At 50.3% G+C, this 14,288-nt stretch carries 14 protein-coding genes; 2 read left to right on the top strand and 12 right to left on the bottom strand.

Translation table 11 applies throughout. The features are described 5' to 3' along the window. The 4 genes from gltX to AQR02_RS29945 all read right to left on the bottom strand — a co-directional run. A partial coding sequence (gltX, locus tag AQR02_RS29960; protein ID WP_054943955.1) for a glutamate--tRNA ligase occupies positions 1-1,115 on the bottom strand: 1,115 nt, incomplete at its 3' end. Between the two features lie 50 nt (positions 1,116-1,165). Further along, complete coding sequence (ispF, locus tag AQR02_RS29955; protein WP_054943954.1) at positions 1,166-1,654, bottom strand: 2-C-methyl-D-erythritol 2,4-cyclodiphosphate synthase; 489 nt, start codon at positions 1,652-1,654, stop codon at positions 1,166-1,168. A gap of 3 nt (positions 1,655-1,657) precedes the next feature. Further along, entirely contained in the window at positions 1,658-2,350 is a 693-nt protein-coding gene (gene ispD, locus AQR02_RS29950) for a 2-C-methyl-D-erythritol 4-phosphate cytidylyltransferase (RefSeq protein ID WP_054943953.1), read from the bottom strand. Positions 2,351-2,447: 97 nt separating this feature from the next. Next, entirely contained in the window at positions 2,448-3,536 is a 1,089-nt protein-coding gene (locus AQR02_RS29945; RefSeq protein ID WP_054943952.1) for a PIN/TRAM domain-containing protein, read from the bottom strand. Positions 3,537-3,748: 212 nt separating this feature from the next. On the opposite strand from AQR02_RS29945, the gene AQR02_RS29940 reads away from it, so the two are divergent. Next, positions 3,749-4,144, top strand: coding sequence for a nucleoside triphosphate pyrophosphohydrolase family protein (locus tag AQR02_RS29940; protein ID WP_054943951.1), 396 nt, complete (start codon positions 3,749-3,751; stop codon positions 4,142-4,144). 96 nt (positions 4,145-4,240) lie between these two features. Here the strand turns inward: AQR02_RS29940 and pssA are convergent, their stop codons facing one another. The 7 genes from pssA to AQR02_RS29905 form a co-directional block, all read right to left on the bottom strand. Beyond that, positions 4,241-4,978, bottom strand: coding sequence for a CDP-diacylglycerol--serine O-phosphatidyltransferase (pssA, locus tag AQR02_RS29935; protein ID WP_054943950.1), 738 nt, complete (start codon positions 4,976-4,978; stop codon positions 4,241-4,243). Positions 4,979-5,043: 65 nt separating this feature from the next. Next, a complete protein-coding gene (gene disA / locus AQR02_RS29930) occupies positions 5,044-6,120 on the bottom strand; it encodes a DNA integrity scanning diadenylate cyclase DisA (protein ID WP_054943949.1) in 1,077 nt (358 codons plus the stop codon). Positions 6,121-6,133: 13 nt separating this feature from the next. Then, entirely contained in the window at positions 6,134-7,501 is a 1,368-nt protein-coding gene (radA, locus tag AQR02_RS29925; protein ID WP_054943948.1) for a DNA repair protein RadA, read from the bottom strand. Between the two features lie 217 nt (positions 7,502-7,718). After that, positions 7,719-10,190 (bottom strand): ATP-dependent protease ATP-binding subunit ClpC, encoded by a 2,472-nt coding sequence (clpC, locus tag AQR02_RS29920; protein WP_054943947.1) that lies wholly within the window; start codon positions 10,188-10,190, stop codon positions 7,719-7,721. Between the two features lie 36 nt (positions 10,191-10,226). After that, the gene (gene mcsB / locus AQR02_RS29915) at positions 10,227-11,291 is read right to left on the bottom strand and encodes a protein-arginine kinase McsB (protein WP_054943946.1); all 1,065 of its coding nucleotides are present in this window, start codon (positions 11,289-11,291) and stop codon (positions 10,227-10,229) included. A gap of 28 nt (positions 11,292-11,319) precedes the next feature. Beyond that, positions 11,320-11,844, bottom strand: a complete 525-nt coding sequence (mcsA, locus tag AQR02_RS29910) for a protein-arginine kinase activator protein McsA (RefSeq protein ID WP_054943945.1) — start codon at positions 11,842-11,844, stop codon at positions 11,320-11,322. Positions 11,845-11,872: 28 nt separating this feature from the next. Beyond that, entirely contained in the window at positions 11,873-12,334 is a 462-nt protein-coding gene (locus tag AQR02_RS29905) for a CtsR family transcriptional regulator (RefSeq protein WP_054943944.1), read from the bottom strand. A 140-nt stretch (positions 12,335-12,474) separates the two neighbouring features. Between AQR02_RS29905 and AQR02_RS35700 the strand changes: the two genes are divergently transcribed. Further along, positions 12,475-12,579: a hypothetical protein gene (locus AQR02_RS35700; protein ID WP_425340035.1), complete on the top strand. Its 105-nt coding sequence runs from the start codon at positions 12,475-12,477 to the stop codon at positions 12,577-12,579. Positions 12,580-12,741: 162 nt separating this feature from the next. Here AQR02_RS35700 and AQR02_RS29900 read toward each other — a convergent pair whose 3' ends face one another. Continuing rightward, a complete protein-coding gene (locus AQR02_RS29900) occupies positions 12,742-13,914 on the bottom strand; it encodes a GNAT family N-acetyltransferase (protein ID WP_054943943.1) in 1,173 nt (390 codons plus the stop codon). Positions 13,915-14,288 lie beyond the last annotated feature (374 nt).

The raw sequence follows: 14,288 nt of genomic DNA, 5'->3' as shown, positions 1-14,288 counted from the left end.
TCCTGGTACAGCGCAACAAGGCTTTCCGCCCAGATCTGCTGCTCAGTGCTCAGTTCAGCCGGCAGTCTGCCCGCCTGCTGAAGATGTGGAATGGCCAGACGCGCAATCCGCTGCGGATCAGCATGCTTGATATAGTGATTGTTTAGATGTGCCAGCTTGTTCTTATCAAACACCGCAGGGCTTTTGGAGAGACGGTCGGCCGTAAAGATAGAGATTAGCTCTTCCTTGCTGAATATTTCCTCTTCACCTTCCGGAGACCAACCCAGCAGTGAAATATAGTTGAACAGCGCTTCCGGCAGATAGCCCAATTGGTCGTACTGCTCGATGAATTGAATAATGGATTCGTTACGCTTGCTCAGCTTCTTATGGTCATCACCGACAATCAGCGTCATATGGCCAAACAGCGGAGCTTCCCAGCCCAGCGATTCATAAATCATCAACTGGCGAGGTGTATTAGAAATATGATCTTCCCCGCGCAGGACATGTGAAATCTCCATCAGATGGTCGTCAACGGCAACAGCGAAGTTATAGGTCGGTATTCCGTCCTTCTTCACGATGACAAAGTCGCCCATTTCTTTGCTGTTGAAAGAGATACTGCCTTTAACAATATCATCAAAGGTATACGTCCGGTCTTCCGGTACCCGGAAACGGATGCTGGCAATGCGTCCTTCTGCTTCAAAAGCAAGACGCTGCTCTTCCGTCAGATTCCGGTGTTTGCCGGAATAACGGGGAGTTTCACCGCGCGCAGTCTGTTCTTCACGTTCCGCTTCCAGCTCCTCTTCAGTGCAGTAGCAGCGATAGGCGAGACCACGGTCGAGCAGCTCCTGCCAATATACACGGTACAAATCCAGACGTTCGGTCTGGCGGTACGGGCCGTATTCTCCGCCCACATCAATGCTTTCATCCCAGTCCATCCCCAGCCATTTCAAATACTTCAGCTGGCTTTCTTCACCGCCGGCAACATTGCGCTTAACATCGGTGTCTTCGATCCGGATAATAAATTTCCCGCCCAGATTACGGGCAAACAGATAGTTAAACAGTGCTGTTCTGGCATTTCCGATATGTAAATGTCCCGTAGGGCTCGGTGCGTAACGCACCCGGACTTGATCCGCCATGGTATTCCCTCCGCTTCATAATGGATAAAATTAGGCCGCATGCAGCCATCTCAAGATGATATCACATCTTGGAGCAGGCAGACAATAGATTGAGCTGCAATTCCTTCACCGCGTCCGGCGAAGCCGAGCCACTCGGTTGTCGTTGCTTTTACATTAACCTTCGAGACCTCTGCACCTAAAGCCCGGGCAATAACCTCAGTCATCTCCGGGATATAAGGAGCCATCTTCGGCTTCTGTGCAATAATCGTGGAATCGATATTCCCAAGCTTGTAGCCCCGTTCGCGGGCAAGACCCCATACATGCTCCAGCAGCTTCAGGCTGTCTGCATCTTTGAATGCCGGATCGGTATCGGGAAAATGCCGGCCGATATCCCCAAGCCCCAAGGCTCCCAGTATCGCGTCACTGACTGCATGGAGCAGCACATCGGCATCAGAGTGGCCCAGCAACCCTTTTTCGTAAGGAATCGTCACGCCGCCAATAATGCACGGTCTGCCCTCCACCAGCTGGTGTACATCAAAACCCTGTCCTACAGCTATCATGTGTTAATCCTCTCCCCTGTTTCTTTCTGTAAACTCCGCAAAATCGAGATCTTCCGGTGTCGTAAGCTTAATATTGCGGTAGCTTCCTTCCACGACAGAGACCGGAATGCCGCTGCGCTCCGCCAAGCTGGAGTCATCCGTACCCAGAAACCCGTCCCGCTCCGCCGCGTCATAGGCCGTCAGCAACTCGGACAGACGAAAAGTCTGCGGGGTTTGAATCGCCCACAGACTTCGCCGATCCGGCGTGGAAAGCACTTTACCCGTGCCGTCCACCTGCTTGATCGTATCCTTCACCGGCACAGCGAGTACGGAGGCTCCGCTCTCTCTGGCCTTCTCATAACAGGCATTGATTTCACTGGCCTGTACAAACGGGCGTACACCATCATGCACCATAACCCATTCGGTTCCCAGCGATTTCAGTCCCTTATACACGGAATGCTGACGTTCAGCGCCTCCAGGAACTACGGCTTTCACTTTATCCAGCTTGTAGGCCCCAACCCATTCCCGGCAGCGGTTGATATCCTCTTCACCGGTAACCAGTACAACCTCGGAGATGAGCTCATGCCGCTGGAACACCTCCAGCGTATGCACGATAATCGGCTTGTCCCGCAGCAGCAAATACTGCTTGCTCTCTGCGGTCCCCATTCTTGTCCCTCTGCCTGCCGCTACAATTACGGCGCCTACACTGTTTGACATTCTTCTAGGCTCCTGTCTTTCACGTATACCCCCATCATAACGTGTTTGGCGGGCATTTCCAAGCCTACAAGACATTTAGGAGACCGGCTCTAGGGTCTTATTGCGCTTTTTCCAGAAGTTTCGGTTTAGCAAAAATCATTCTGCCTGCTGAAGTCTGCAAAACGCTCGTCACAAGCACTTCCATCGTTGTCCCGATGTACTCGCGTCCGCCCTCAACGACAATCATCGTTCCGTCATCAAGATAGGCCACCCCTTGGCCATGCTCCTTGCCGTCTTTGATCACCTGCACGATAATTTCTTCCCCAGGCAGCACGACCGGCTTAACCGCATTAGCCAAATCATTGATATTGAGTACGGAGACGCCCTGAAGCTCACATACCTTGTTAAGGTTGAAGTCGTTGGTGACGACTTTGCCGCGGAGTACCTTAGCCAGCTTGACCAGCTTGCTGTCCACCTCGGAGATTTCCTCGAAATCCCCTTCGTAGATAAGTACCTTCACATCCAGCTCTTTCTGGATCTTGTTAAGGATGTCCAGCCCGCGCCGTCCACGGTTACGCTTCAGCAGATCGGAAGAATCGGCAATATGCTGCAGCTCTTCAAGCACGAATTCCGGAATGACAATCGTCCCTTCAATAAACCCGGTTTTGCAGATGTCGGCGATCCGCCCGTCTATAATGACGCTGGTATCCAGAATCTTATGCTCTTCCAGCCCGCGGCCCTCCGGCTCGTCCGGCTGCCCCCAGCGTCCTGTGGCCCAGAGTGAAGCCAGCTCATCTTTCTTCTCCAGCCCGATCCGCAGCCCCATATAACCCAGTGCCAGTGTAACCGCCACTTGCAGCAGGTCTCCGGCTTTGCCAAGCCAATCCATAGTGGGATGAAGCAGCAGGGACAGCAGCAGTCCTCCTGTAAGACCAGCGGCACCTGCGGCCATTTCATTCATCGGTATACGCGAACAGTACAAGACCGCCTCCCGCAGCTTTGAACCTCCAAAGTCCGCGCATAAAATCCCCGCAAACAAAAAAATAATGGCACCCAGCACCGTAAACAAAATGCTTCCTTCCACAGGCAGGCTTTCTCCCAGTTTCCCCATACCTTCAGGGAATCCTCTTTCTGCCGTATGGTATAGCGAAAAGCCGGACCAGGCACCGAGTAACCCGGCAAGCGTCAAAACCACCTTTTTCCACATAACCTTACGCACCTCCTTTTATTCATCCTAAAATGATCTATACCTCACCAGTATGTTCCAATTTTTAGGACGGTAATCGCAGAGTGCGTTATTTTTTCTGATCACGATAGTTACCGGTAATGTAAGGGTTACCAGGAACTCCTATTCCCGTTGAAAACAGGGGGGTACTGGCATATAATGAACTCAATTAAGAACCCAGGGGTGAATGGAAAATGAGTGCACCAAGTTTACAGGCTTTTCAGGATCAAGTCTCCGAACTGCTGCTCCGTCACCGTAGTCTTCTGGATGTCATGTCCAAAAACGGCCAGAGCAGCGCTTCTGTCAACAGGGCTGTCGTTAAGGCCATCACGGAATGCGGATGCATCCAGCTGCACGCCACCAAGCAGGTATTCGAGCCGGCTCTTGGTCTTGAGGAAGCTAAGGAGCTGGCAGGCACTCATCTGGAAGGTGAGCTGTGCGAGAACTGCCGCGAGGTCATTGCTTCTGAATTAGGACGCGAACTGTTCTATATGTCTGCACTATGCAATCTGCTTGACATTAATATGGACGAGGTTGTGGCAAAGGAGTCGCAGAAATGCGCTACTCTCGGATTATTTAACCTGTCCTGAGGGTAACCGTCCATTCTTTCATCCGTTCAAAACAAAAGGCTTTGCCGTTCACTGGTCTCAGTGAGGGCAAAGCCTTTTTGTTGATAACAGCTAAGTCTAGCCGTTCTTAGAATGATAAACCTTGTCTTCCGAACGTCTTCTGCGGCGGTGACGGCGGCGTGCATTCAGCCGGTCAATATTCTGCTTAAAGCCGTACAGCGCATATAGCCCAAGCAGCACAAAGATCATCTTGGCAATCTGTTCCGGAAAAATAACCGCTACTGCAACCGCGACAACAATGACTACCGGTGCGCCGATTACAGCTTTTTTAGGCAGACCAATCTTTTTGAAATTAGGATATTTCATCGTACTGACCATCAGATAAGATAAGAGCAGGGTTGCGATAATCATAAACGGAGCGGAAACATCTTTATGAAAAAGAGCCAGCGTGGCCAGAACGCCACCTGCTGCAGGAATCGGCAATCCGACAAAATATCCGGGAATTCCTGGACGGACATTAAAACGTGCCAGACGCAGTGCCCCGAATACCGGGAAAATAGCCGTAACCGTCCAGCCAAGCGCAGAATTCAGGTCCTGCAGGCTAGTTAAATACATAATCAATGCAGGTGCTACCCCAAAGGAGACCACATCGGATAAAGAATCCAGTTCCTTACCAAATTCACTTTCACATTTAAGCGCACGCGCAACCCGGCCATCCAGTCCGTCTAAAAGCATAGCAATAATCACCATGATAGCGGCCATGCTAAGCTTGCCGTCAAACGCCATCATGATACCAAACATTCCAAGCATCAGGTTACCAATGGTAAAAAGACTCGGAATTGATTTTTGTATCATTTCTTCACCTCTATTTGCTTACTTTTGAAACTTAAGGCCATCAATATTACGTGATTGTATGATATTTACATTTGTCTGTCAATAAGAACTTGTTTTTGCAGCCGTTTGAGTCCGTCCTGAATATTGCGTGCCCGAACCTCGCCGATTCCATCCACTTCATCCAGTTCCGCTATGCTGGCGGTCATCAGATTAGGCAGCATTTCGAAGCGTTCAACCAGATTATGGATGATCACATTCGGCAGCCGCGGAATCTTGTTCAGCAGGCGGTAGCCGCGCGGAGTAACTGCTTCTTCTGAGGCAATTGCTGTCGAAGAATATCCCAAAAGACGCGCGATATGATTATCATCCATCAGCTCGTCGTCGCTGGTGCGCTTGAGTCCGGCAATAATCTCGCGGATTTTGTCCTCCTGCTCCTCTCTTGCATAGTCTCTGTAGAGAAGCCAAGCTTCTTCCTCTGTATTTCCGACCAGTTCTTCCATTTGCATGCTGATCAAGCGGCCTTCATTGCCCAGCTCATTGATGTACCGTTTGATTTCCATCTTAATTCGCAGCACCATCTCAACACGCTGAATGACACCTACGACCTCTGCTACGGTAACAATTCCTTCGTATTCGGATGCGGAGAGGTTGGTCAGTCCTTGGGTGAGCACCGCTTTGTATTTCTCCAAGGTTTGGATCGCCTGGTTGGCTTTGGCCAGAATGGCCCCAATCTCCTTAAGCGCATAGCGGATAGAGCCTTGGTATAAGGTAATGATGTTCCGCCGCTGGGAAATCGAAACGACCAATTTTCCAGTTTGCTTGGCAACACGTTCTGCCGTCCGGTGGCGGATTCCTGTCTCGATCGATGAGATCGACGAGTCAGGGATCAATTGGGTATTCGCATACAGAATCCGCTTGAGATCCTCGCTCAAAATAATGGCCCCGTCCATCTTCGCCAGCTCATACAAATAATTGGGCGAAAAATCGCAGTTAATGGAAAAGCCGCCGTCGACAACTTCCATCACCTCAGGACTGTAACCTACTACGATCAGTGCACCTGTCTTCGCGCGGAGCACATTCTCCAGACCTTCGCGAAACGGTGTGCCCGGCGCCGCCATCCTCAGCAGATCGTTCATATTATCTAATTGATTATATTCTTTCATGTTCCTATGCCCCCTAATCTAACGCGACCTTTAATGCATCTGCTACGGTGCTGACGCCAATAATCTGGATATCCTGCGGATGCTTCCAGCCTTTCATGCTCTTCTCGGGCATAATTACCCTTCTGAAGCCAAGCTTTGCCGCCTCCTTGACCCGCGTTTCTGCGCGTGAGACGCCCCTGACCTCACCGGTAAGTCCAACCTCGCCAAAGAAGACATCATAGGGTTTTGTGGATATATCACGAAAGCTTGAGGCGATGCTGACCGCAACCGCCAGGTCGATGGCCGGTTCATCCAGCTTCACACCGCCGGCAACATTGAGGTAGGCATCCTGATTCTGCAGGAACATGCCCATCCGTTTCTCAAGTACAGCAATAATAAGCGCCATGCGCTGATGATCCATCCCTGTGCACATCCGCCGCGGAGAAGGGAAATGGGTGGCTGCAACGAGTGCCTGAAGTTCGACAAGCACCGGTCTTGTTCCCTCCATGCTTGCTACAACAGCAGAGCCGGCTACACCCAGCGGGCGCTCTGACAGGAATAGCTCTGAAGGATTCTCCACTTCCGTAAGACCGATCTCGCCCATCTCGAAGATCCCGATCTCATTGGTAGAACCAAAGCGGTTCTTCACCGCACGCAGCAGCCGGTAGGTATGATGACGTTCCCCTTCGAAATACAGCACACAGTCCACCATATGTTCCAGCATCCGCGGCCCGGCTATGGCTCCCTCTTTGGTAACATGACCTACAAGCACTGTAGCAATACCGCGGATTTTGGCGATGCGCATAAATCTTGTCGTACATTCCCGGACCTGCGTCACACTCCCCGGAGCGCTCGTCACTTCCGGCATAAATACTGTCTGAATGGAGTCAATTACGAGGAATTGTGGCTGAATATGCTCAATTGCCTCTTCAATGCTCTCCATGTTCGTCTCACACAGCACATACAGCTCTGCAGACAACGCCCCGAGGCGGTCGGCACGGAGCTTGGTCTGGCGCACCGATTCTTCTCCCGAGATATACAGTACACGCAATCCTTGGGTCGTCAATGCATGCGAGGTCTGCAGCAGTAGGGTTGATTTGCCGATTCCGGGATCGCCACCGACCAGCACCAGGGATCCTGGTACGATGCCTCCGCCGAGCACACGGTTAAGTTCTCCAATGCCTGTCAAGATACGGGGCTCTTTGTCACTCTCTATATTTATGATCGATTGCGCCTTTTCTTTACTCTGAAAAATAGGTGCATTCATTCCTTGAGTTTTGACTACGCTTTCCGTTTCTTCCACCATGGTGTTCCATGCCTGGCAGCCCGGGCATTTGCCGAACCATTTTGGCGATTCGTAGCCGCAGTCGGTACAGAAAAATTTAGTTTTTGGTTTAGCCATGTGGTCTCCTTACAGTCCGTACTTGCTAAAATTGCGGATAATTTTCTCTTATTCAAAGTTTACCATTTCTGCACCTTGAACGAAAGGTCACTTAAGATCTAGTTTTTGGCGTGTTATCTATAACCTGCCTGATTCAGAGCCGAATTAACCATCACAAATGTAAAAAAAAGCCCCGCTCCTTAAGTACGGAGGAGCGGAAGCTTTGTTTCACTTGATATTACTGTTCAGCCTCTACTTCTTTTTCCAGCGAAGGTGCAGCCGGAACATCTACTGTCGTAACTACAAGTTCACCGTTCACCTCGTCAATCTTGAGGGAATCGCCTTTCTTGATGTTGCCTTTCAGCAGTTCTTCGGAGAGACGGTCTTCAATATGCTTCTGGATCGCACGGCGGAGCGGACGTGCACCAAATGCCGGATCATAGCCCTCTTTGGCCAGGAAGGCCTTACCGCCTTCAGTAAGCTCAAAGTCCACGTCGTACTCACGCAGCCGCTTGCGCAGCTCATCGGACATCAGCGTAACGATCTCGGCGATATGTTTCTCCTCCAAAGAGTGGAAGACAATGATCTCGTCTATCCGGTTGAGGAACTCAGGACGGAAGCTCTTCTTCAGCTCTTCCATAACCTTGCCCTTCATGTTGCTGTAATCTGCTCCGGCATCCTGTACAGCGGTAAAGCCGAGCGTCGAATTCTTCTTAATCGCCTGTGCCCCTACGTTCGAAGTCAGGATAATCAATGTGTTGCGGAAATCGACTACGCGTCCTTTGGAATCGGTCAGACGGCCGTCTTCCAGCACCTGCAGCAGAATATTGAATACTTCAGGGTGGGCCTTCTCGATTTCATCCAGCAATACTACGGAATAAGGCTTACGGCGCACCTTCTCAGTCAGCTGTCCGCCTTCTTCATACCCAACATAACCCGGAGGCGCCCCTACGAGACGGGACGTGGAGTGCTTCTCCATGTACTCCGACATATCGATACGGATTACCGCATTCTCATCGCCGAACATTGCCTCAGCAAGTGCACGGGCAAGCTCTGTTTTACCTACGCCAGTTGGCCCAAGGAAGATAAAGGAGCCCATCGGACGCTTAGGATCTTTAAGACCTGCACGTGCCCGGCGCAGCGCCCGGCTGACAGCCTTCACAGCCTCATCCTGGCCGATTACGCGTTCGTGCAGCAGAGCCTCCATGTTGAGCAGCCGGTCTGTCTCCTCTTCCTTCAGCTTGCTGACCGGAATACCGGTCCAGCTGGCAACCACCTGAGCGATATCCTCCGGCGTAACCTGGGAATCGGTGCGGCCCTGCTTTTCTTTCCATTGGTTCTTGGTTGTATCGAGTTCCTCACGGATTTTCTGCTCGGTATCCCGCAGTGCAGCTGCCTTCTCAAACTCCTGGCTCTGTACAGCAGAATCCTTCTCCTTGCGGATATCATCGAGACGCATTTCCAGTTCCTTCAGATTCGGCGGAATCGTGTAAGAGTTGAGCCTTACCTTAGAGCCTGCCTCATCAATCAGGTCAATCGCTTTGTCCGGCAGGAACCGGTCTGGGATGTAGCGGTCGGACAGCTTCACAGCTTCCACGATCGCTTCATCCGTAATCTTCACCCGGTGATGGGCTTCATAACGGTCACGCAGTCCGTACAGGATCTGCACTGCTTCCTCGGGAGAAGGCTGATCCACCGTAATCGGCTGGAAGCGGCGCTCCAGGGCTGCGTCTTTTTCAATATATTTGCGGTATTCATCCAGGGTAGTGGCACCAATGCACTGCAGCTCGCCACGGGCAAGAGCAGGTTTCAGGATGTTGGAGGCGTCAATCGCACCTTCCGCACCGCCTGCACCGATCAGGGTGTGCAGCTCATCAATGAAGAGCACGATATTGCCGGCCTGACGAATCTCATCCATAATTTTTTTGAGACGGTCTTCAAACTCACCACGGTATTTGGTTCCGGCTACGACAGATCCCATATCGAGGGTCATAACACGTTTATCACGCAGCGTTTCCGGGATTTCATTGTTGATGATTTTTTGGGCCAGTCCTTCAGCTATCGCTGTTTTACCAACCCCAGGTTCACCGATCAGCACCGGATTGTTCTTGGTCCGGCGGCTCAGTACCTGGATTACACGTTCGATTTCTTTGCTGCGGCCGATAACCGGATCAAGGTTGCCGTCTTTAGCATAAGCCGTCAAATCGCGGGCCAGACCATCCAGCGTTGGCGTGCTTACATTAGCAGGTGTACCGCTGTGGCTTGAGGTTGCCTCACTGCTGCCCAGAAGCTGGAGTACTTGCTGACGGGCTTTGTTAAGGCTGATGCCGAGGTTGTTAAGCACACGGGCTGCAACGCCCTCGCCTTCACGGATCAGTCCGAGCAGGATATGCTCTGTTCCGACGTAAGTATGGCCCAGCTTACGGGCTTCATCCATCGAAAGCTCGATTACTTTTTTAGCGCGTGGAGTATACGCGATGTTGGTAGGCTGCTCTTGTCCTCTGCCGATCAGCGTCTCCACTTCGTCCTGAATTTTCTCCAGACCCAGTCCCAAGCCGATTAGCGCTTTGGCGGCAATGCCGTCTCCCTCACGAATCAGTCCGAGCAAAATATGTTCTGTACCGATGTTGTTATGTCCCAAACGGACAGCTTCTTCCTGCGCCAGCGCCAGCACTTTTTGTGCGCGTTCCGTAAATCTTCCAAACATCATATCTCATGCACCTCCACGGATAATAAATATCTATAATTAATGTTGTGATCCCAATGTCTCCCGGAGCAGCTTCGCCCGGTACATATCGCGTTCGGTGGCCGAAAGCTCGTCTCCGAACAATTTTTGCAGAAAACCAGGCTGTGTCTTGACATTCAGCTCATTCAGCACTGAAATCGAAGGCCCTTCCAGAATGCCAAGATCCACTCCAAGACGTAAATCTGAGAGGCGCTGTGCCGACTCCTTAAGCTCCATCACAGCGGCATAGGCCATGATCCCATACGAGCGTTTGATCCGGTCGGTAATCCGCAGTGCCGAATCTGTCAGCAGGCGTTCCCGGGCGTTTCGTTCATGCTCAATGATCTGGGTAACCACACTGTGAAGATTCTCAATGATTTCATTTTCCGTCTGACCCAGTGTAATCTGATTGGAAATCTGAAAGATGTTCCCTACTGCTTCGCTGCCCTCACCATAAATTCCTCTTACGGTCAGCCCCACCTGGTTCACGGCGGATAAAATCCGGTTAATCTGATGGGTCATCACGAGGGCCGGTAAATGAAGCATGACTGAAGCCCGGAGGCCAGTGCCTACATTGGTTGGGCAACTGGTTAAATACCCTCTTCTATCATCAAAAGCGTAATTGACGGAAGCTTCAAAAATATCATCAATCGCCGTTGCCCTGTTCCAAGCCTCTTTCACCTGCAGGCCGGGAAATAAACACTGGATACGGAGATGATCTTCTTCATTGATCATAATGCTGACCGACTCATCCTCGTTCAGGATAACTGCTCCGCCCCGGGAATCATTGGCCAGGTTGGGACTGATCAGATGCTTCTCCACCAGTACTTTTTTGTCCAGCTCAGTAAGCTCATCCAGCCTCAGCAGTTCAAAAGTGCCAAAACTTTCTGTAGCCTCCCCCTGAAATACTGGGGCGAGCTGTTCCAATGCTTCCTCCGCCTGTTCGGCTGAAGCCAGCAGCGGAAACGGCAGGTGCTCCAGATTGCGGGCGATACGCATACGGCTGCTGATTACAATCTCAGAATGGCTGCCGCCGCAGCGCATCCAGTCACTAAGTGCTTGTTCGGTAAACCGGAGACTTGACATGTCGTATCCCCCCTATATATGAAAGACTTTACTCTTGTGCCATTTCTTTTTCAAGTTTGCGTATTCTGTCCCTCAGCTCGGCTGCGGTTTCGAACTCTTCATGCATGATGCTTTCCTGAAGCTCGTGCTTCAACTCATCAATTTGCCGTTTACACATAATCTGTGCACCGGCCCGCTTCGGCAGCTTCCCTACATGCGCGGTACTGCCATGAACCCTCCTAAAGAGCGGGTCCAGCGTGCTATCAAAATATTTATAACAGGAGCTGCAGCCGAAACGTCCAAGCTTGCTGAACTGGGAATACGTCATGCCGCAATTCTCACAATGCAGACCCTGAACATTCTTGGTTGCTGCTGTCTTCTCCTTACCGGCCCCTTCAAGATCAAGCAGGCCGGACAGCAGGCTGTGAATCGAGAAACCTCCCGCCGTTCCTGGAATCAGTTCCCCTTTCTCACGTGCACAGCTTTCACAAATATGAAATTCCGTCTTCTCTCCACTCACAATTTTTGTGAAATGTAGGGTTGCCGGTTTGACGCCGCATTCCTGGCAAAGCATAAGCGGAGTCCCTCCCTTATGATGACAATTATTTGCCCAACAAAGAGATTAGCATGGCCTTCATAATCTTGGCACGAATCTCATCCCGGTACGGCAGATGAACCGTCAGGCATTCCCGGGAAACAGCGGCGCGCATGAGGCACGCTTCACGCTTGCTTAGAAACCGGGCTTCCTCAAGCTGATAAATCAGCCCTTCGGCGGAATTCTGATCAATATCATTTCCTATTGTAGATTTGAGATGAGCATACAGCGCCACATTCTGGGGCAGCTCAAAACGCTGAATCCGGATATAACCTCCGCCGCCGCGCTTACTCTCCACCACATAGCCCTTTTCCAAAGTAAAGCGTGTACTGATGACATAATTGATCTGTGACGGCACGCATGAGAACTGGTCCGCCAGATCGTTGCGCTGAATTTCCACCGTACCTTCGGGACTTTCATGCAAAATATTCTTCAGATATTGTTCGATAATATCAGAGATATTACGCATCACTCATCCTCCAGTGTTTAATGCTGTATTGTACGTCCTGCTATGAATCCGTCCGGAGAGATCTCTAATGAACTTAACCCAAGAGCTTATGCACGAATCCATGCTGACCGGCCGCAAAAGAATACAAACTGCGTTCAATCATGAACCCGACAATTAAGCAGCTCAACGATAAAACTCCGGTGATTTTAACTATTAAAGCTAAAAAGAAAGGTTCCGCTGGTTTCGTTGACTTTGACTTTCTTTGACTTTTTTCATATTATAACATATTCTCACTGAATTCCAAGTGGTTACTCTTATTTTTTACTTTTTACCGCCATTGTATTCGGACATCCCCTGGTACATCCAGTATTTTTATATGTAAAATAAAGCTCTACCCGCTTCGATCATAAGGTAGAGCTTGGCATCAATCAGAAAAAGTCGAACAAAGCTGTCTTCGCCTGCGGCGTTATCTCCTCCAGCCACTTTACGGCTTCCGCACTTCCGGATATCTTTCCATATAGGACCAGCTCTTGAGGTCGCTTATATCCCATTAACAGTACCGTCAGCGTGCCAATACTGCAGCTTAGGTCAGCTTGCATGTCTGTTGAGTCTGAGCGTGTAAGCGAACCTTCCCCCAGATTGTTCACTGACCACTCCCATATTCCCTCATTCCATGGAGCCTGCTCATCTTGAATATAGACAGTGTACTTTCTAGCTTCTGTTAGCTTATTGAAAGAGAATGATTCCACAAAAGCCTGAGCATTTACGATCCGTGCCATAAAATAAGGATAATTCTCCTGCGGGATGCGCGGATCCGGCAGCAAATACGGCAGGATATCATCGGATGGTACCAGCTTCAGCTCCGCACCGGTGACCATTGAATCGTGGTTAGCCAGAAATGTCCACAATCCCCGGCGCGCGTTCTCATTCAAAAAGACAAACTCATCGATAACCAGTTGATTATTCTCCAGCTTATACAGCACATACCCTTCGGCTTCACCCTGCGCTGAAAAAAACACCCCGTGATGCGTATCCTTATCCAGCACATTATTCTGCCACCATTCCTTGGTTCGCAGCAACGTGCCGTTGTATTGGGCAGCGAACTGATTATACAACTGGTCCAATACTTCCAGATTGGCGCTATCCCGCCGGACCACGCCCCCTATGTCCGTTTTTAAAGGGAATTTAGCCACGGGAATCGAGTATTTCTTATACTCGCAGTATACCTCCCAACCGAACTTGCGGTAGAAGGGAATTAGAAACGGATGCAGCATCGATAACCTCTGGCCGTTCTCATTCATTACTTGCAAAGTATGCTGCAAAAGCTTAGCAACATAGCCTTGTCTGCGATTCTCCGGCCAGGTCGCTACACCGGCAATGCCTCCCATGGAGACTGCTTGACCCTGTATGTAGGCCTGTAGAGGAAGCAAAGTCAGCTCTGCGTTTAATTTTCCGTCCTCAAAAATCCCCCACACTCTCTCCGGTTTAAACTTCAGTTCTTGCTTTACCCGGTCTTCACCGGATACCGTGTACTTAAAGGCATACTCGGACAGGGTAAGGCTTGGCTCAAATTCCTCTGCATGCAGCTGTCTTATTTCCACTCGGCTCACCTCATCAACATGAATTTGGTACTTAATATGAGTATATCAAGTCAAGTATTAGTATGCTAATTTGGAGCAGAAATAGAAGAATTCAAGTAAGTTATCCACAACTTAAACACAGCAACACGAAAAGCCGGAAAGAATTCTTCCCGGCCCAAAAAACTTATCCACTGTTTTGCAAACGCTATCCACAAAATCCACTTATTATCCACAAAATCCGTGTATTACTTGGAGTTTCGCTTGACGAATCCACAATAATATGTCCATCATCCACATGAACTAAGGATTGCTTGCTGCAAAAATTGTATCCACATGTGCGTAATTTTTCAGCAACTTCTGAAAATTATCCACAAGTTTTCCACAGCCCTGCACAA

The sequence above is a fragment of the Paenibacillus ihuae genome, from assembly GCF_001368795.1.
Lineage (GTDB): Bacteria > Bacillota > Bacilli > Paenibacillales > Paenibacillaceae > Paenibacillus_AQ > Paenibacillus_AQ ihuae.
Note: the sequence above shows the minus strand (reverse complement) of the source record. Positions and strands in the feature narration are given on the sequence as shown.